This window comes from Caulobacter sp. 05L422, from assembly GCF_056397765.1.
This window is the reverse complement of record NZ_JBFTOB010000013.1, coordinates 138640-157443: the sequence shown is the minus strand read 5'-3', so window position 1 is coordinate 157443 and position 18804 is coordinate 138640. Positions and strand designations below refer to the sequence as shown.

Genomic DNA, 18804 nt, shown 5'->3' with positions numbered 1-18804 from the left:
GGGCAGTCGACGTGGGCGTAGTGACGGTTGGCCGTCTCATATTCCACGTGCGCGGTGTTGATCGTGATGCCGCGGGCCTTTTCTTCCGGCGCGGCGTCGATGTCGGCGTAGTTCTTCGCGGTCGCACCACCCGACTTAGCCAGGATGATGGTGATCGCGGCCGTCAACGTCGTCTTGCCATGGTCAACGTGACCAATCGTGCCGATGTTGCAGTGCGGCTTGTTACGTTCGAACTTTTCCTTGGCCATTTTCTTAGCTCCAGGACCCCAGAGGGGCCTTCAATGGTTGAACTTCTGGGGTGGTAGGCGGACGGGCTCATCAGAGCCCGTCCTATTCATCTCGTACGCTTTTTCCGGGGAAAAAGCTTACGCGTACTTCTTGATCACTTCGTCGGCGACGTGTTGCGGCACCGGCTCGTAGTGGTCGTACTGCATGGTGAACTGGGCGCGGCCTTGGCTCATGCCGCGCAGGGTGTTCACGTAGCCGAACATGTTGGCCAGCGGCACGAAGGCGTTCACCACCGTGGCGTTGCCGCGCATGTCTTGGCCCTGGATCATGCCACGGCGAGCATTCAGGTCGCCGATGACCGAACCCAGGTACTCTTCCGGGGTCACGACCTCGACGGCCATGATCGGCTCGAGCAGCTTGGGAGCGCCCTTTTCACGCAGTTCCTTGAAGGCGGCGCGCGACGCGATTTCGAACGCCAGCACGCTGGAGTCGACGTCGTGGTACTTGCCGTCCGTCAGGGTCGCCTTGAAGTCGATCAGCGGGAAGCCGGCCAGCAGGCCGTTGTCCTTCACGGACATCAGGCCCTTTTCGACGCCGGGGATGTATTCCTTCGGCACCGCGCCGCCGACGATCGAGTTTTCGAACACGAAGCCCGAACCCGGCTCGCCCGGCTCGAAGGTGATCATGACGCGGGCGAACTGGCCCGTACCACCGGTCTGCTTCTTGTGGGTGTAGTCGATCTCGGCCCGCTTACCCAGGCTTTCGCGATAGGCAACCTGCGGCGCGCCGATGTTGGCTTCGACCTTGTAGGTCCGCTTCAGGATGTCGATCTTGATGTCCAGGTGCAGTTCGCCCATGCCCTTCAGGATCGTCTGGCCGCTTTCGAAGTCGGTCGAGACGGTGAAGGACGGATCCTCGGCGGCCAGCTTGGCCAGGGCGACGCCCAGCTTTTCCTGGTCGGCCTTGGACTTGGGTTCCACGGCGATCTCGATGACCGGGGCCGGGAATTCCATGCGCTCCAGGATGACCGGCGACTTCAGGGGATCGCACAGGGTGTCGCCGGTGCGGGTTTCCTTCAGGCCGGCCAGGGCGACGATGTCGCCGGCATAGGCTTCCTTGATGTCTTCGCGGTTGTTGGAGTGCATGAGCAGCATGCGGCCGACGCGCTCGCGCTTGTCGCGCGTGGCGTTCAGCAGGCTCATGCCGGTTTCCAGCTTGCCCGAATAGATGCGGCAGAAGGTCAGCGAACCAACGAAGGGGTCGTCCATGATCTTGAACGCCAGAACCGACAGCGGCTCTTCGTCCGAAGCGCGACGCACGACTTCTTCTTCGGTCTTGAAGTCGATGCCCTTGGTCGGCGGGATGTCCAGCGGCGACGGCAGGTAGTCGACGACGGCGTCCAGGAGCGTCTGCACGCCCTTGTTCTTGAAGGCCGAGCCGCAGAGGATCGGATAGAAGGCGCCGGTCAGCACGGCCTTGCGGATGCACTTCTTCAGCACGGCTTCCGAGGGCTCTTCGCCGCCCAGATAGGCTTCCATGGCTTCGTCGTCGAGCTCGACGGCGGCTTCGACCAGGTAAGCGTGGGCTTCCTTGGCCTTGTCCAGCAGGTCGGCCGGGATTTCTTCGTCGCGGAAGTTGGCGCCCAGGGCGTCGTTGTCCCAGATGACGGCCTTCATGCGGACCAGGTCGACCAGGCCGCTGAGGGTGGTTTCCGAGCCGATCGGGAATTGGATCGGAACCGCCTTGGCGCCCAGACGGTCGCGGATCGACTCGACCGACTTGTCGAAGTCGGCGCCGATCTTGTCCATCTTGTTGACGAAGACGATGCGCGGAACGCGATACTTGTCGGCCTGGCGCCAGACGGTTTCCGTCTGCGGCTCAACGCCGGCGTTGCCGTCCAGCACCGCCACGGCGCCGTCGAGCACGCGGAGCGAGCGCTCGACTTCAATCGTGAAGTCGACGTGTCCGGGGGTGTCGATGATGTTGAGGCGCTTGTCTTTCCAGAAAGCGGTCGTCGCGGCCGACGTGATGGTGATGCCGCGCTCTTGTTCCTGGTCCATCCAGTCCATGGTCGCGGCGCCGTCGTGGACTTCGCCGATCTTGTGCGACTTACCCGTGTAATACAGGATCCGCTCGGTCGTCGTCGTCTTTCCGGCGTCGATGTGCGCCATGATGCCGAAGTTACGGTAGTCTTCGATTTTATGCTGGCGGGCCATGGATCTAGCTCTGCGTGACAGCCCGGCCCCAAGCTGGGGCAGGGACATTTAAACGTGCGGCGCGGGCGGTTTATCTCAAACCGCCCGCGCCTGAAAGAGTGCTGGTAAGAAAGGTTACCAGCGGTAGTGCGAGAACGCCCGGTTGGCTTCAGCCATCTTGTGCGTGTCTTCGCGCTTCTTCACCGCGGTGCCGCGGTTATTGGAGGCGTCGAGCAGCTCACCGGCCAGCTTTTCGGTCATGGTGTTCTCGCCGCGCTTGCGGGCGGCGGTCACCAGCCAACGGATGGCCAGCGCACGGCGACGGTCCGGACGGACTTCCACGGGCACCTGGTAGGTGGCGCCGCCGACGCGACGCGACCGGACTTCGATCGCCGGGGCGACGTTGTCCAGGGCGGAGTGGAAGGTCTCAAGCGGACCTTGGTCCTTGCGCTTGTTTTCCAGGATGTCGAAAGCACCATAGATGATGTTTTCGGCGACGGCTTTTTTGCCCTCGTACATCACGTAGTTCATGAACTTCGTGACAATCAGATCTCCAAACTTGGGATCCGGCAGGACTTGGCGTTTCTCGGCGCGACGGCGGCGGGACATCTTCTTCTATTCCTTACTTCGGACGCTTGGCGCCGTAGAGCGAACGACGCTGCTTACGATCCTTGACCCCTTGGGTGTCGAGGACGCCGCGCAGGATGTGATAGCGGACGCCGGGCAAGTCCTTGACGCGGCCGCCGCGGATGAGCACCACCGAGTGCTCCTGCAGGTTGTGGCCTTCGCCCGGGATGTAGCAAACGGCTTCGATGCCGGTGGTCAGACGGACCTTGGCGACCTTACGCAGAGCCGAGTTCGGCTTCTTCGGGGTCGTCGTGTAGACGCGCGTGCAAACGCCGCGACGTTGGGGGCAGCCCTTCAGGGCGGGCACCTTGTTCCGGACCGGCTTAGGCTGGCGCGGTTTGCGGATGAGCTGGTTGACGGTAGGCATTAAGTCTCTGCTCTGATGGAAGCGTGTGCCTTTCGGCCGAAGCGCTTCAGGGTCCTTGTCGTTTTTATTCCGGCTTGTCTCGGCCCCCGAGGGGGACCTGATAAACACGAAACTCGCCGGGACGCGGAAGGCGTTCCGGCGGGCTATCCGTCGGGTAAGGGACGGGCGCTCATCAGGACGGACAGGGTCCGCCTCGAAAAGAGCGCGGAAACTACTCGCGAACGTTCGCCACGTCAATGCCGAGTCAAATCGCGGGTTTAGGTCGGTCAAGGCCGTCCTGACGGCCACGCTTTCGCGGTCGCCCGCTGGGTCGTCGTCCCGGGGACCTATCCCCGAAAACCCTAGTGGCGCAAGCGATCGCGCATCCCATCTAAAGTTCGCGGGCCACGGTTTCGCCACTTGCGGTGGCAAACCTCGCGCCCTTGCTCCTGTCGAGTTTGTCCTTGTCCCAGAACGCGGCGCGCAGAACCCGGTTGAGAAACGGCGCCGTCTTCTGCGGGTCCCTGCTGCTGCACGCCGTGATCCTGGCCGTCCTGGGCTGGCCGGTGGTGGCGCGCTTCCAGGACCGGTCCAACGACGAGGACGCCATCAGCGTCACCCTGGAGCGCGAGCTCGTGCCTCGACGGCTCGCGCCGGAGACCGTCGCCAGCCCCGACCGCGCCGCCGCGGCCCTGCCCGTGCAACCGCGCGCGCCGCGCCTGGTCGCGCCGCCCTGGGTGAGGCCGCTGGGCGTCGCGCCGGTTCCCGGGCCGCCCGCGCCCGCCAACCGCGAGACCGGAGCCCATCCCGCGCCGCTGCCGGAAGGCCCGCGCGGCGATCTTCGCACCGCCCTGCGCGGCAGCGCCGCCGGCTGCGCCAACGCCGATGCGGTCGGCCTCAACCGGCGTGAGCAAGAACATTGCGACGAGAAGTTCGGCGAGACGTCCCGCAACGCGCCTGTCTACGACGCGCCGATGGACGCCGGTAAGCGACGAGGCTTCGACGCCCAGGCGCTCAGGCAGCAGGCCGACCGCGCCTATCGCGACGCGCCGATGGGCGTCGGCGTGGACCATCGCAGCCGCGAAGGTCCGGGAACGATGAAGGACATCCCGTGGGTCGGCGGGGCCGGGCAGGACGGGCTAGGCCGACAGAAATCGGCCGAGCAGCAGGCTCTTAAGCGGCTGGACGATGCGCGGAAGGCCGACGAGCGTCGGAAGCAGGCCGAGCGCCAGACCGATCAGCGCTAGCCGCGCCCACTTTGAAATGGCTGATCAGGGCGGCCAGGCCCTCGACCTCGCGCACCAGGGTCATGCTGTCGGCGGCCGAGCGGTTGACCATGGCGGCGTTCTTCTGGGTGGCCTGGTCCATGTGGCTGACGGCGATATTGACCTCCGACAGGCCCGAAGCCTGCTCGGCGGCCGAGGCGGCGATCTGGCCGATCACCCCGTCGATGGCCCCGACCTGACCGGCGATCTTCTGCAGGGCCTCGCCGGTGCGCCCCACCAGCACGACGCCGGCCTCGACCTGGCGGGCGGAGTCGGCGATGTGGACCTTGATCTCCTTGGCCGCGTCGGCCGAGCGCTGAGCCAGGGCCCGCACTTCCTGCGCCACGACCGCGAAACCGCGACCGGCGTCGCCCGCACGCGCGGCCTCGACGCCGGCGTTCAGGGCCAGCAGGTTGGTCTGGAAGGCGATCTCGTCGATCACGCCGATGATCTGGGCCACCTGGTGCGAGGAAGCCTCGATGCCGCTGATCGCCTGGATGGTCTCGTCGACGACGGTGCGCGAGCGGCCGGCCTCGGCCTGGGCCTGGCTGACCGCCTCGCGGGCGCCGCGGGCGCCGTCGGCGGCCACGCGGACGGCGTTGGTGATTTCGGTCAGGGCCGCGGCGGCCTCTTCCAGGCTGGCGGCCTGCTGCTCGCTGCGGGCCGACAGGTCGCCGGCCGCGCCCGCGATGCCGTTGGCGCCCGAGGTCAGGCCGCCCACGGCGGAGATCACCGCGCCCAGCGCGCGCTCCAGCCGCTCGACGGCCTGGTTGAAGTCGGCGCGCAGGCGCTCGTAGTCGGGAGCGAAGGCCTCGGTCAGGCGCACGGTCAGGTCGCCGGCCGACAGCCGGTCCAGGCCATGGGCCAGGCGCGAGACCACCAGGGCCTGCTGCTCGGCCTGCTGGCTGTCGCGATCGGCGGACAGGCGGCGCTCGGCCTCGGCGGCCTGGCGATGGCTTTCGGCGTCGGCCTCGATGCGGCCCTTCTCGCGGGCCTCGTCGCGGAAGGCGTGGACCGCGTCGGCCATCAGGCCGATGTCGTCGCGGCGGCCGGCGAACGACAGGGCGACGGTCAGGTCGCCGCCCATCACCCGCTTCATCGCGTCGCGCAGGTCGCGCAGCGGCGACAGCTGGCGGCGGACCACGATCACCGAGGCGGCGACGCCCAGGCCTGCCAGCACCACGCCGGCCACGGCCAGCCAGATCAGCTGACGATAGACCGGCTGGAAATAGTCGGCCTTGGCCACGCCGACATAGAGGATGCCGATCACCTCGCCCGAAGCGTTCTTGATCGGGTCGTAGGCGGCGAAGTACGGCTTGCCCAGCACCTTGGTCTCGCCGCGATAGGGCTCGCCCCGGCCCAGCACCGAGTCGTAGACCGGGCCCTTGGCCAGGGGCGTGCCGACGCCCCGGCTGCCGTCCGGCTTCTGGACGTTGGTCGCGATGCGGGTGTCGCCCATGAAGATGGTCATCGTGCCGCCGACCATGTCCTTGACGTGATCGACCGTGGCGATGTCGCCGTTCAGCGCCTTGCCGCCCACCGTCAGCTTGTCGCCGTCGCGCGCGAAGGCCGCGTCCTTGCCGCCCACCGCGTCCCAGGCCACGCGCATGCTCGCCTCTTGCTGGCTGACCGCCTGCGACTTGGCGAAGTCGAGCGAGTTCTTGCCGACGATAGCCAGCAAGGCCAGCAGCAGGGTTATGAAGGCCGCCACAACCGTGAGGCTGACCTTGGTGGAGATGTCAGAACGCATTGGGGCGCCGATGTCTGGAGAAACCTGTCTTTCGGTTTGCATCGCAACATCTCAAGCAAGGCTTAACCTTGCTGCACATTGGTCCGACAAACAAAAATCGCGACGTTGCGCCGCACCCAAGGCCTGGGCGCTTCGATTTCACGGTTCAGTCCGAGGAGCCGGCGACCTAGGCCGCCGCGTTCCAGGCCTGGGTCATCAGCGTCACCGGCGAGTAGTCGCCGAACGCCCAGCGCAGGGGCAAGGCGGCGGGGCGGCGCCAGGCGCGTTCGACCGTGAGCCGCCACTGGCGCTGGACGCCCTCGGGCCATTCGCCGCCCGGCGGCTCCCAGTCGATCTCGGCCCGGCCCTGCAGGTGCAGCAGGTCGCCGGTCTCGAAATCCACGAACAGCAGGGCCGCGCGATCGTCGAGCACCAGGTTGCCCAGGGTGTTGAAGAACCGGTTGCCCCGGAAGTCCGGGATGGTCAGCACGTCGCCCGCCACCTTCACGAAGCCCGGCAGGCCGCCGCGATGCGAGATGTCGACGCCGCCGTTCTCGCCAGCGGCGTTGGTGGCGACAAACATGGTGTCGGCGTGGACGATCTGGGCCAGCGCCTCGGCGGTCGGAAAGGCCAGGGCCGCGGCCGGGGTCGTGGAGGCCGGCCCCGGCGCCACGGCGCGGGTCTGGATGTACTGCGGGCAGTTGCCGAAGCTTTGGAGCACCTCGAGCGTCAACCCGCCCCGCCCCGCCGCCGTGATCTGGCCGTTGACGCGGTTGCGGCGGCGGGTGGCGAAGTCCAGGCCCAGCCCTCCGAACGGGCGACCGGCGACGAACAGCTTGGCCCCCGGCTCACCCGCCCGAGGCAGGGCCGCGACGGTCAGGGTGTTGGAGTCCGGGCTCCGGATGAAGCCGGGCTGGCCGGTCAGTACGGTGGCCACCGGCCAGCCATCGTCATCGGTCGTGGCGATGAAGAAGTAGGGCAGCAGGCCGAAGAACTCGCGGTGCTGGTCGGGCATGAACGGCCGGATGCCGGTCATGCCGGGCGCGCCCGTTCCGGCCAGGGTCTGGGCGATCAGCTCCCCGCGATGGAACGGGCTTTCCACCTTAGGCCGCCTTGGCGAAGTCGGGGATCGCCTGGAACCACGGCTGGACCTCGACCCGGGCCAGCCAGGCCCGCACGGCCGGATAGGGCTCCAGGTCGACGCCGCCGTCGGGGGCGTGGGCGATGTAGGAGTAGCAGGCCAGGTCGGCGATGGTGACGTGGTCGGCGGCCAGGAAGGCGCGGTCCTTCAGGTGCTCGTCCATGAAGGTCAGAATCCGCGCGGCGATGCGGGCGGCGCGAGCCGGGTCGTCGGGGAAGCCGAACAGCGTGATCAGCCGGGCCGTGGCCGGGCCGTGCGCGACCTCGCCGGCGGCGATCGACAGCCAGCGCTGGACACGGGCGGCGGCGACCGGCTCCTGCGGCAGCCAGGCGCTGTCGGGGGCGTAGCGGCGGGCCAGATAGACCAGGATGGCGTTGCTGTCGGCCAAGATCAGCTCGCCGTCCTGCAGCACCGGGATCTGGCCCAGCGGGTTGAGGGCCAGGAAGGCCGGGCTGGCGCGGACCGGGCCGGGCGCGTCCTCGAAGCGATAGCTCAGGCCCAGGGCGTTGAGCATCAGGGCCACCCGGTGGGTGTGGCCCGACAGGCTGACGCCGTGCAGGACGATTTCGGTCTTGGTCATGGGAGGTCTCCCCGTGTTGCGATGGGGAAGTTTCGCTCTTGCGTCGTGCGGAATGAATTGAGCAAATCGGCAAGTCATAATTGCGGGTTTTGCAATGGATCGTCTGGACGAGCTGGCCCTGCTGGTCGCGGTGATCGACGCCGGCGGCCTGGCGGCGGCCGGGCGCAAGCTGCGGCGTTCGCCCGCCGCCATGACCCGGGCCCTGGCGGCGCTGGAAGAGCGGATGGGCGCGCGGCTGATCGAGCGCACCACCCGCCGCCTGGCGCCCACTCAGGCCGGCCGCGACCTGGCCGAACGGGCCCGGCGGCTGCTGGCCGACTATGAGACCGCGCTCCAGGCTCCGGCCCCGGACGCGGTGCGCGGCACGCTGCGGATCACCGGCCCGACCGTGTTCGGCGGCCGGCACCTGACCCCGGTCGTCGCCGACTTCCTGGCGCAGCATCCCGGCGTCCAGGCCGACCTGACCCTGCACGACCGCAATCTGGACCTGATCGAGGGCGAGCTGCATGTGGCCGTGCGGATCGGGCCGTTGGCCGATTCCAGCCTGCTGGTCCGCAAGCTGGGCGAGGTGGCTCGCGTGGTCGTGGCCTCGCCCGACTATCTGGCCGGGCGCGGGACTCCGCTGGAGCCAGGCGACCTGGCCGAGCACGACTTGATCCTGACCACCGTGGTTTCGGCCTCGCCCGAGTGGCGTTTCGAGCATCGGGGCAAGGCCCGGGCCGTACGGCTGGAGCCCCGGCTGCGGGTCAACAATGTCGAAGCGGCCCTGGCGGCGATGCTGGCCGGGCGCGGGATCGGCCGGGCGCTGTCGTACCAGGTGGCGCAGGACCTGGCGGCGGGAAGGCTGGTCCGCCTGCTGCCCGACTTCGAGCCCCCGCCCCTGCCGGTGCAGTTGGTCACGGTGGGCGGCCGGTTCATGCCGCCGCTGGTGCGGGCGTTCCTGGACTTCGCGGGGCCGCGGCTGGAGCGGCTGGCGGTGCTGCGGGCAGCCGACGCGCGCCGCGACACGGCCCAGTGAGGCCTAGGGCGGCGGCGCGGGCGTGGCGACGCCGCCGGCGACGGTCAGGGTCTTGTAGCAACGGTCCTTGTGGGCTCGCCAGTAGACCGGATCGATGCTGTCGCAGCCGTTCTGGATGATGGCCTGCTGGATCTCGGGCGTATCGACGCTGGCCTGGCCCATGTGCTTGCGGATCAAGGGCTTGCACGCCTTCACGGCCCGAGGGCTGATGTTGTCGTGCTGGCGGATGACCTCGAAGGCGGTCTTGCCCGCCTCCTGCGTTGCCACGAAGCCCCGCGACAACTGCCCCTCCTCGGACGACTCTCCGCACAGGGTCCGTCCGCTGGCGTCTTCGCTGATGGTCAGGCCCTTGTACAAGACCTTGCCAGGCAGCTTGCCAGGCTCCTCGTAGGTCTTGACGACCTTGGCCCAGGCGGCCTCGACGAAGGCGCGATCGGCCGGCAGGAGGAAGCCGTCGGAGACCTTGGGCTTGGGCGCGAGCGGAGGCTCCGGCGCGCAGGCCTGCAGCGTCAGCATCACCAGGGCAGCGGCCCCCATTCCCCACTTGGTCATCGCTTCCCCCCGAACGCGAAAAGGCGGCCCTGATGGGTCCTGCCATAGCTTCACAATTAGCACATGCCCCCGATCGGGGAAGCCCCGCGATTACGACGCGTCCGCCACCGCCGGACGAGCCTCGACGCCCGTGCAGTAGCGTGCGTAGGCGAACAGATAGCGCTGGTCGAGCCGCCCCGCGCACCCGGCCCGCTCATAGTCCATCATCGTCGACATGAGCGGCCCGCCAGGATTCGCGAGCGCGCGCCGGAGGATCGCGCGGCACTGGAAGCGGGCCCTGGCGGTGAGGGTGTCTCCGCCGCGATAGATCATGAAACCGGCGGCCCCGGGGTCATGGGCGGCGATCATGCCCGTCCAGCCTCGGCCGGGTCCGCTGGCGTCGACGCACAGCGCCTCCGCGCCATTGGGCATGCGGCTGACCACCGGGTCCCAGAAGCTGACCTTTTCCGGCGCCTCGAACCGCCTGGCGATCTTGCCCGAGGCGAGATCGACGAACGCCTTGTCGGCGGGCGCGGTGAAACGGTCGGACAGTTTCGGCGGCTCCGGCGGCTTGTACAGGATCACGGCCGCCCCCGCGGCCGCCACGCCCAGGCCAAGCGCCCAGAAGACAATCTTACGGACCACGTTCCCCCCGAAACACGTGCGGCCATACGCAAAGAGCGGCCGGGACCAAGGTCCCKACCGCTCTTGACTAGCACAACCAGAAGGCTTGTCGCCGTCCAGTTATTCCACGGTCGCCGAAGCGATTTCGGCCGGCAGCGGCTCCATCGCTTCTTCGCGCTGCTGGGCCAGTTGCTCGTCGCGCTTGGCGGCGACGCGCTGCAGGCTGCGCAGGTAGGAACCCGTACCGGCGGGGATCAGGCGACCCACGATGACGTTTTCCTTCAGGCCTTCCAGGGTGTCGGTCTTGCCGTGCACCGAGGCTTCGGTCAGGACGCGAGTCGTTTCCTGGAACGACGCGGCCGAGATGAAGCTCTTGGTCTGCAGCGAGGCCTTGGTGATGCCGAGCAGCACGGGCTGCGTCGTGGCCGGACGACCGCCGCGAGCGACGGCCTTGTCCTGCTCGACGTAGAACTCGGGCTTGTCGAGGTGATCGCCCTTGATCAGACCCGTATCGCCCGGCTCGAGGATCTCGACCTTCTGCAGCATCTGACGAACGATCGTCTCGATGTGCTTGTCGTTGATCGGCACGCCCTGCAGTCGATAGACCTCCTGGATTTCGTCCACGAGGAAGTTGGCCAGGGCCTCGACGCCCAGGATGCGCAGGATGTCGTGCGGATCCGGGTTGCCGTCGATGATGTACTCGCCGCGCGCGATGAAATCGCCATCGTGCACCGCGATGTGCTTGCCCTTGGGGATCAGGAACTCGACCGCTTCGCCCTGGTTGCCGTCAGCGTCGACTTCCGGGGTGATCTTGATGCGGCGCTTGTTCTTGTAATCCTTGCCGAATTCGACACGGCCGTCCATTTCCGCGATGACCGCGCAGTCCTTGGGACGGCGGGCTTCGAAGAGTTCGGCGACGCGCGGCAGACCACCGGTGATGTCCCGGGTCTTGGCGCCTTCGGTCGGGATACGCGCGATGACCTCGCCCGGCTTGACCATGTCCCCGTCGGCGACGGAGAGAATGGCGCCGACCGACATCAGGTAGCGAGCCTCGCCGCCGTTCGCCAGGCGAACATAGGCGCCGTCTTCACCCAGCACGCCCATGGCGGGACGCAGGTCCGAAGCGCGGGCCGAGGTCCGCCAGTCGGCGATCACGCGTTGCGCGATGCCGGTGGCTTCGTCGGTCTCCTCGCGGACGGAGAAGCCGTCCACCAGGTCTTCGGCGCGGATGCGGCCGGCCACTTCGGTGATGATCGGGGTGGTGTAGGGGTCCCAATCGGCGAGGCGCTGGCCGCGCTTCACCTTGTCGCCGTCCTTGACCTTCAGGCGCGCGCCGTACGGCGGCTTGTAGTTCTCGCGTTCCTTGCCGTCGACCAGGACGCTGACGGCAGTGTTGCGGCTCATGACGACCAGCTGGCCGTCCGAACCCACCACGGTGGCGCCGGTCACGCGGACCGTACCGTCGTTGCTGCTTTCGAAGAACGACTGCTCGGCCACCTGGGCGGTGCCGCCGATGTGGAAGGTCCGCATCGTCAGCTGGGTGCCGGGCTCGCCGATGGATTGGGCGGCGATGACGCCGACCGCTTCACCGATGTTCACCGGGGTGCCGCGGGCCAGGTCGCGGCCGTAGCAGGCGCCGCAGACGCCGACCTTGGCTTCGCAGGTCAGGACCGAACGCACCTTCACCGACTGCACCGCAGCGGCTTCGATGGCGTCGGCCATGTTCTCGGTCAGGTAGGTGTCGGCCGGGATGATGATCTCGCCGGTCGCCGGGTCCTTGATGTCCTCGGCCGAGAAGCGGCCCAGGACGCGCATGCCCAGCGAGACGAGGACGTCGCCGCCCTCGACCACGGCGCGCAGGGTGATGCCCCGCGTGGTGCCGCAGTCTTCCTCGACGATGATGCAGTCCTGCGCCACGTCGACCAGACGACGGGTCAGGTAGCCCGAGTTGGCGGTCTTCAGCGCGGTGTCCGCCAGGCCCTTACGGGCGCCGTGGGTCGAGTTGAAGTACTCCTGAACGGTCAGGCCTTCCTTGAAGTTCGAGACGATCGGGGTCTCGATGATCTCGCCGGAGGGCTTGGCCATCAGGCCGCGCATGCCGCCCAGCTGCTTCATCTGGGCTTGCGAACCACGGGCGCCGGAGTGGGCCATCATGTAGATGGCGTTGATTTCCTTCTCGCGGCCGTTCTCGTCCTTATGCTTCATCTGAAGCTCGGCCATCATCTCGTCGGCGACGCGGTCGGTGGCCTTGGCCCAGGCGTCAACGACCTTGTTGTACTTCTCACCCTTGGTGATCAGGCCGTCGGCGTACTGTTGCTCGTACTCTTCAGCCAGGGTGCGGGTTTCGGCGACGATCGCCTCCTTCCGCTTCGGGATGATGATGTCGTCCTTGCCGAAGGAGATGCCGGCCTTGGCCGCTTCCTTGAAGCCCAGGCCCATGATCTGGTCGGCGAAGATCACCGTCGCCTTCTGACCGCAGTGACGGTAGACGACGTCGATCAGGTTGCCGATTTCCTTCTTGGTCAGCGCCTTCTCGATCAGTCGGTGACCGATCGCGGTGTGCTGGGGCAGAAGGGCGGCGATCTTCATCCGGCCCGGGGTGGTGTCGATCACCCGGCGACGGATGACGCCGTCGGCGTCCATTTCCGTGAAGCGCGACTTGATCTTGGCGTGCAGGCTGACGACGCCGGCATCCATGGCGGCTTCGATCTCGCCCAGGTCGGCGAAGATCTTGCCTTCACCCGGTTCACCTTCGCGGGCGACCGACAGGTAGTACAGGCCCAGGACGATGTCCTGCGACGGCACGATGATCGGGCGACCGTTGGCGGGCGACAGGATGTTGTTGGTCGACATCATCAGGACGCGCGCTTCCAGCTGGGCCTCGAGGCTCAGCGGGACGTGAACGGCCATCTGGTCGCCGTCGAAGTCGGCGTTGAACGCGGCGCAGACCAGCGGGTGCAGCTGGATGGCCTTGCCCTCGATCAGCTTCGGCTCGAACGCCTGGATGCCCAGACGGTGGAGCGTCGGCGCGCGGTTCAGCATCACCGGGTGCTCGCGGATAACCTCTTCGAGGATGTCCCACACCTGGGGCTGCTCGCGCTCGACCATGCGCTTGGACTGCTTGACGGTGCCCGAAAGGCCCTTGGCGTCCAGGCGCGCGTAGATGAACGGCTTGAACAGCTCCAGAGCCATCTTCTTGGGCAGGCCGCACTCGTGCAGCTTCAGGTCCGGACCCACGACGATGACCGAACGGCCCGAATAGTCGACGCGCTTGCCCAGCAGGTTCTGACGGAAGCGGCCTTGCTTGCCCTTCAGCATGTCGGCCAGCGACTTCAGCGGGCGCTTGTTGGCGCCCGTGATGACGCGACCGCGACGGCCGTTGTCGAACAGGGCGTCGACCGACTCCTGCAGCATCCGCTTTTCGTTGCGGATGATGATGTCGGGGGCGCGCAGCTCGATCAGGCGCTTGAGGCGGTTGTTACGGTTGATGACCCGGCGATACAGGTCGTTCAGGTCCGAGGTCGCGAAGCGGCCGCCGTCCAGCGGCACCAGCGGGCGCAGTTCCGGCGGGATGACCGGGACGACCGTCAGCACCATCCATTCCGGGCGGTTGCCCGACTCGGAGAAGGCTTCGAGGATCTTCAGGCGCTTGCTGAACTTCTTCTGCTTCATGTCCGACGGGTTGCCCGCCAGCTCTTCGCGCAGCTTCTCGGCCTCCTTGTCGAGGTCGATGGCCTTCAGCAGGTTCTGGACGGCTTCAGCGCCGATCTCGGCGGTGAAGCTGTCGTCGCCGTACTCGTCCTGGGCGCGCATGAAGTCGTCCTCGCTGAGCAGCTGGTGCTGCTTCAGCGGGGTCAGGCCCGGCTCGGTGACGATGTAGTATTCGAAGTACAGGACGCGCTCGATGTCCTTCAGCGGCATGTCGAGCATCATGGCGATGCGCGAGGGCAGCGACTTCAGGAACCAGATGTGGGCGACCGGCGAGGCCAGTTCGATGTGGCCCATGCGCTCGCGACGGACGCGGGCCAGGGTGACTTCGACACCGCACTTTTCGCAGATGATACCCTTGTACTTCATGCGCTTGTACTTGCCGCACAGGCATTCGTAGTCCTTGGTCGGGCCAAAGATACGGGCGCAGAACAGGCCGTCACGCTCGGGCTTGAACGTGCGGTAGTTGATGGTTTCCGGCTTCTTGATCTCGCCGAACGACCACGAACGGATCTTTTCGGGCGAGGCCAGCGAGATGCGGATCTGGTCGAAGGTCGGAGCGGCCTGGACCGGATTGAAGATGTTCAGGACTTCCTGGTTCATCTTGGTTCCTTCTGCGGGATCACCCGCGAAAATTCAAAGTGGAGAGAGGCTGAGCAGAGGCCCCTCCCCCACCGCTAGGTGGAGGAGGGAGATCCGGATCAGCTGTTCTCCAGCTCGACGTTCAGGCCGAGCGAGCGCATTTCCTTGACCAGCACGTTGAAGCTTTCCGGGATGCCGGCTTCGAACGTGTCGTCGCCGCGGACGATCGACTCGTAGACCTTGGTCCGGCCGGCCACGTCGTCGGACTTCACCGTCAGCATTTCCTGCAGGGTGTAGGCCGCGCCGTAGGCTTCCAGAGCCCACACTTCCATTTCCCCGAAGCGCTGACCGCCGAACTGGGCCTTACCGCCCAGCGGCTGTTGCGTGACGAGCGAGTACGGACCGATCGAACGGGCGTGGATCTTGTCGTCGACCAGGTGGTGCAGCTTCAGCATGTAGATGTAGCCGACCGTGACCGGACGCTTGAACTGGTCGCCGGTCTGGCCGTCGAACAGGATCGACTGGCCCGACGGATCGACGCCCGCCATGCGCAGGTGCTCCTCGATGTCGCCGATGCGCGCACCGTCGAACACCGGGGTGGCGATCGGAACGCCCTTGCCGAGGTTGCGGGCCAGTTCGACCAGCTCTTCCTCGGTTTCCGGCAGTTCCTCGTCCGGGCCGTAGATCTCGGTCAGACGATCGACCAGGGCCTTCTTCTGACCGCCGGCCTGCCAGTCTTCCAGCAGGTTGGTGATCTGCTTGCCGAGGTTGGCGCAGGCCCAGCCCAGGTGGGTTTCGAAGATCTGGCCGACGTTCATGCGCGAAGGCACGCCCAGCGGGTTCAGAACGACGTCCACGTGCGTACCGTCGGCGAGGAACGGCATGTCCTCGATCGGCAGGATGCGCGAGATGACGCCCTTGTTGCCGTGACGGCCGGCCATCTTGTCGCCCGGCTGAAGCTTGCGCTTCACGGCCACGAAGACCTTGACCATCTTCATCACGCCCGGGGGCAGTTCGTCGCCGCGCTGCAGCTTGTCGACCTTGTCCTCGAAGCGACGGTCCAGACGCTTGCGGTTCTCGTCGAACAGACGACGCAGGCTTTCCAGTTCGCCCATCGCCTTCTCGTCCTCGAGGGCGATCTGCCACCACAGACCCGGCTGGACTTCAGCCAGGCCCTCGGCGGTGATCGCGCCGCGCGATAGGCCCTTGGGACCCGACAGGGCGACGTTGCCGATCAGCAGTTCGCGCAGGCGGCCCGAGATGTTGCGGTTCAGGATCGCGAATTCGTCGTCGCGGTCCTTGCCCAGACGGTCGATCTCGGCGCGTTCGATGGCCAGGGCGCGTTCGTCCTTGTCGACGCCGTGACGGTTGAACACGCGCACGTCGACGATCGTGCCGGCGACGCCCGGGGGCAGGCGCAGGCTGGTGTCGCGGACGTCCGAGGCCTTTTCGCCGAAGATGGCGCGCAGGAGCTTTTCTTCCGGCGTCATCGGGCTTTCGCCCTTCGGCGTGACCTTGCCGACCAGGATGTCGCCCGGCTGGACTTCGGCGCCGATCGCCACGATGCCCGCTTCGTCGAGGTTGCGCAGGGCTTCCTCGCCGACGTTCGGGATGTCGCGCGTGATTTCTTCCGGACCGAGCTTCGTGTCGCGGGCCATGACTTCGAATTCCTCGATGTGGATCGAGGTGAAGACGTCGTCACGGACGATGCGTTCGGAGATCAGGATCGAGTCTTCGAAGTTGTAGCCGTTCCAGGGCATGAACGCGACGAGCGCGTTGCGGCCCAGGGCCAGTTCGCCCAGCTCGGTCGACGGACCGTCGGCGATGATGTCGCCGGCGCTGATCTTGTCGCCCACCTTCACCAGCGGACGCTGGTTGATACAGGTCGACTGGTTCGAACGCTGGAACTTCGACAGGCGGTAGATGTCGACGCCCGAACGGGCGGCGTCGGTCTCTTCCGTGGCGCGGACGACGATACGCGTACCGTCGATCTGTTCCACGACGCCGGTGCGCTTGGCGATGACCACGGCGCCCGAGTCACGGGCGACCACGGCTTCCATGCCGGTGCCGACCAGCGGGGCGTCGGACTGCACCAGCGGCACGGCCTGACGCTGCATGTTCGAGCCCATGAGGGCGCGGTTGGCGTCGTCGTTTTCCAGGAAGGGGATCAGGGCCGCGGCCACCGACACGACTTGGCGCGGCGACACGTCCATCAGGTCGACTTGCTCCTTCTGGAGCAGGGTCGGTTCACCGTTGATCCGGCCGGGGACCAGGTCGTCGACGATCTCGCCGTTCAACACCTTGATGTTGGACTGGGCGATGACGTGCTTCGACTCTTCCATGGCCGACATGTAGACGACCTCTTCGAGCGGCTTGCCGTCGGCGACGCGACGGTAGGGGCTCTCGATGAAGCCGTACTTGTTCACGCGGGCGTGGGTGGCCAGCGAGTTGATCAGGCCGATGTTCGGGCCTTCCGGCGTTTCAATCGGGCAGATGCGGCCGTAGTGCGTCGGGTGAACGTCGCGGACTTCGAAGCCGGCGCGCTCGCGGGTCAGACCGCCCGGGCCAAGCGCCGACAGACGGCGCTTGTGGGTGATCTCCGACAGCGGGTTGGTCTGGTCCATGAACTGCGACAGCTGCGAGGAGCCGAAGAATTCACGCACCGAGGCCGCGGCCGGCTTGGCGTTGATCAGGTCGTGCGGCATCACGGTGTCGATGTCGACCGACGACATGCGTTCCTTGATGGCGCGTTCCATGCGCAGCAGGCCGACGCGGTACTGGTTTTCCAGCAGTTCGCCGACCGAACGCACCCGGCGGTTGCCCAGGTTGTCGATGTCGTCGATTTCGCCGCGACCGTCGCGCAGGCCGACCAGCAGCTTCAGGACGGCCAGCACGTCTTCCTTGCGGAGCACGCGCATCTCGTCCGAAGCGTCCAGCTCCAGGCGCATGTTCATCTTCACGCGGCCAACGGCCGACAGGTCGTAGCGCTCGGCGTCGAAGAACAGCGACTTGAACATCGCTTCGGCGGCTTCGACGGTCGGCGGCTCGCCCGGACGCATCACGCGGTAGATGTCGAACAGCGCGTCTTCGCGGACGGCGTTCTTGTCCACGCGCAGGGTGTTGCGCATGTAGGCGCCGACCGTGACGTGGTCGATGTCCAGCACGTCGATGGTGCTGAAGCCTTGGTCGGCCAGGGCCTGGATCGAGGTGACGTCCAGTTCGTCGCCGGCTTCGGCGTAGATCTCGCCGTTCTCGAAGTTGACGGCGTCGCGGGCCAGGTAGCGGCCGGTCAGGGCTTCCGGAGCCAGCAGCAGGGTCTTCAGACCGCCGTCAGCCAGCTTCTTGGCCTGGCGGGCGGTGATCTTGGTGCCGGCCGGAGCCACTTCTTCGCCGGTGTCGGCGTCGATCAGGGCGAATTCCGGCTTCACGCCGCGCCAGCGCTCGGGCTTGTACGGGGTGGCCCAGCCTTCGGCGCCGGCGGCGGTGCGCTTCTCGAACGGGACGACGTCGTAGAACGTCGTCAGGATCTCTTCGCCGTCCATGCCCAGGGCATAGAGGAAGGTGGTGGCGGGCAGCTTGCGGCGGCGGTCGATGCGGACATAGACCACGTCCTTGGCGTCGAACTCGAAGTCCAGCCACGAGCCGCGATACGGGATCACGCGGGCGGCGAACAGCAGCTTGCCCGAGGCGTGGGTCTTGCCCTTGTCGTGGTCGAAGAACACGCCGGGCGAACGGTGCATCTGCGAGACGATGACCCGCTCGGTGCCGTTGACGATGAAGGTGCCCTTGTCGGTCATGAGCGGGATGTCGCCCATGTAGACGTCCTGCTCCTTGATGTCCTTGACGGACCGGGCGCCGGTTTCTTCTTCCGTTTCGAACACGATCAGGCGGAGCTTGACCTTCAGCGGCGCCGCGAAGGTCATGTCGCGCTGGATGCATTCCTCAACGTCGTACTTGGGCTCTTCGAATTCGTACGAGACGTATTCGAGCACCGCGCGCTCGTTGAAATCCTTGATCGGGAAGACGGACTTGAAGACCGCCTCGATGCCCTCGTCCTTGCGCACGCCCGGACGGACTTCGCGCTGGAGGAACTGCTCGTAGGAGGAGCGCTGAACCTCGATCAGGTTCGGCATCTGCACAGCTTCGGGGATGCGGCCGAAAGACTTCCGGATCCGCTTCTTGCCGGTGAAGGATTGCGCCATGTTTTTTCCCTGCGGCGCGGAACGGAGT

13 protein-coding genes are annotated in these 18804 nt (G+C 66.7%); 2 read left to right on the top strand and 11 right to left on the bottom strand.

The features are described from left to right. From AC1DMQ_RS14270 to rpsL, 4 genes are all read right to left on the bottom strand, one after another. Nucleotides 1-248: GTP-binding protein (locus AC1DMQ_RS14270; RefSeq protein ID WP_477034209.1), on the bottom strand; the 248-nt coding region annotated here is incomplete at its 3' end. Between the two features lie 117 nt (nucleotides 249-365). Next, a complete protein-coding gene (gene fusA, locus AC1DMQ_RS14265) occupies nucleotides 366-2444 on the bottom strand; it encodes an elongation factor G (protein ID WP_477034208.1) in 2079 nt (692 codons plus the stop codon). A 114-nt stretch (nucleotides 2445-2558) separates the two neighbouring features. Next, complete coding sequence (gene rpsG, locus AC1DMQ_RS14260; RefSeq protein ID WP_007661568.1) at nucleotides 2559-3032, bottom strand: 30S ribosomal protein S7; 474 nt, start codon at nucleotides 3030-3032, stop codon at nucleotides 2559-2561. A 13-nt stretch (nucleotides 3033-3045) separates the two neighbouring features. Then, nucleotides 3046-3417: a 30S ribosomal protein S12 gene (gene rpsL / locus AC1DMQ_RS14255; RefSeq protein WP_007661566.1), complete on the bottom strand. Its 372-nt coding sequence runs from the start codon at nucleotides 3415-3417 to the stop codon at nucleotides 3046-3048. A gap of 473 nt (nucleotides 3418-3890) precedes the next feature. Here rpsL and AC1DMQ_RS14250 point away from each other — a divergent pair, with 473 nt between their 5' ends. Next, a complete protein-coding gene (locus AC1DMQ_RS14250) occupies nucleotides 3891-4643 on the top strand; it encodes a hypothetical protein (protein WP_477034207.1) in 753 nt (250 codons plus the stop codon). On the opposite strand, the gene AC1DMQ_RS14245 is transcribed toward AC1DMQ_RS14250, so the two are convergent. From AC1DMQ_RS14245 to AC1DMQ_RS14235, 3 genes are all read right to left on the bottom strand, one after another. After that, a complete protein-coding gene (locus tag AC1DMQ_RS14245) occupies nucleotides 4570-6411 on the bottom strand; it encodes a methyl-accepting chemotaxis protein (protein WP_477034206.1) in 1842 nt (613 codons plus the stop codon). The genes AC1DMQ_RS14250 and AC1DMQ_RS14245 overlap by 74 nt on opposite strands. Nucleotides 6412-6577: 166 nt before the next feature. Next, nucleotides 6578-7492: a pyridoxamine 5'-phosphate oxidase family protein gene (locus tag AC1DMQ_RS14240; RefSeq protein ID WP_477034205.1), complete on the bottom strand. Its 915-nt coding sequence runs from the start codon at nucleotides 7490-7492 to the stop codon at nucleotides 6578-6580. Between the two features lies 1 nt (nucleotide 7493). Beyond that, nucleotides 7494-8111, bottom strand: coding sequence for a glutathione S-transferase (locus AC1DMQ_RS14235; RefSeq protein WP_477034204.1), 618 nt, complete (start codon nucleotides 8109-8111; stop codon nucleotides 7494-7496). Nucleotides 8112-8205: 94 nt separating this feature from the next. Between AC1DMQ_RS14235 and AC1DMQ_RS14230 the strand changes: the two genes are divergently transcribed. Next, the gene (locus AC1DMQ_RS14230; protein WP_477034203.1) at nucleotides 8206-9129 is read left to right on the top strand and encodes a LysR family transcriptional regulator; all 924 of its coding nucleotides are present in this window, start codon (nucleotides 8206-8208) and stop codon (nucleotides 9127-9129) included. Between the two features lie 3 nt (nucleotides 9130-9132). Here AC1DMQ_RS14230 and AC1DMQ_RS14225 read toward each other — a convergent pair whose 3' ends face one another. From AC1DMQ_RS14225 to rpoB, 4 genes are all read right to left on the bottom strand, one after another. Continuing rightward, nucleotides 9133-9681, bottom strand: coding sequence for a hypothetical protein (locus tag AC1DMQ_RS14225; protein ID WP_477034202.1), 549 nt, complete (start codon nucleotides 9679-9681; stop codon nucleotides 9133-9135). Between the two features lie 90 nt (nucleotides 9682-9771). After that, nucleotides 9772-10245: a hypothetical protein gene (locus AC1DMQ_RS14220; protein ID WP_477034201.1), complete on the bottom strand. Its 474-nt coding sequence runs from the start codon at nucleotides 10243-10245 to the stop codon at nucleotides 9772-9774. Nucleotides 10246-10404: 159 nt separating this feature from the next. After that, nucleotides 10405-14595, bottom strand: a complete 4191-nt coding sequence (gene rpoC, locus AC1DMQ_RS14215; protein ID WP_477034200.1) for a DNA-directed RNA polymerase subunit beta' — start codon at nucleotides 14593-14595, stop codon at nucleotides 10405-10407. A gap of 98 nt (nucleotides 14596-14693) precedes the next feature. Continuing rightward, entirely contained in the window at nucleotides 14694-18776 is a 4083-nt protein-coding gene (gene rpoB, locus AC1DMQ_RS14210) for a DNA-directed RNA polymerase subunit beta (protein WP_477034199.1), read from the bottom strand. Nucleotides 18777-18804 lie beyond the last annotated feature (28 nt).

Coding starts and splice junctions, on each gene's coding strand:
- fusA (WP_477034208.1), bottom strand. CDS start 2,444: ATGGCCCGCCAGCATAAAATCGAAGACTACCGTAACTTCGGCATCATG.
- rpsG (WP_007661568.1), bottom strand. CDS start 3,032: ATGTCCCGCCGCCGTCGCGCCGAGAAACGCCAAGTCCTGCCGGATCCC.
- rpsL (WP_007661566.1), bottom strand. CDS start 3,417: ATGCCTACCGTCAACCAGCTCATCCGCAAACCGCGCCAGCCTAAGCCG.
- AC1DMQ_RS14245 (WP_477034206.1), bottom strand. CDS start 6,411: ATGCGTTCTGACATCTCCACCAAGGTCAGCCTCACGGTTGTGGCGGCC.
- AC1DMQ_RS14235 (WP_477034204.1), bottom strand. CDS start 8,111: ATGACCAAGACCGAAATCGTCCTGCACGGCGTCAGCCTGTCGGGCCAC.
- AC1DMQ_RS14230 (WP_477034203.1), top strand. CDS start 8,206: ATGGATCGTCTGGACGAGCTGGCCCTGCTGGTCGCGGTGATCGACGCC.
- AC1DMQ_RS14225 (WP_477034202.1), bottom strand. CDS start 9,681: ATGACCAAGTGGGGAATGGGGGCCGCTGCCCTGGTGATGCTGACGCTG.
- rpoC (WP_477034200.1), bottom strand. CDS start 14,595: ATGAACCAGGAAGTCCTGAACATCTTCAATCCGGTCCAGGCCGCTCCG.
- rpoB (WP_477034199.1), bottom strand. CDS start 18,776: ATGGCGCAATCCTTCACCGGCAAGAAGCGGATCCGGAAGTCTTTCGGC.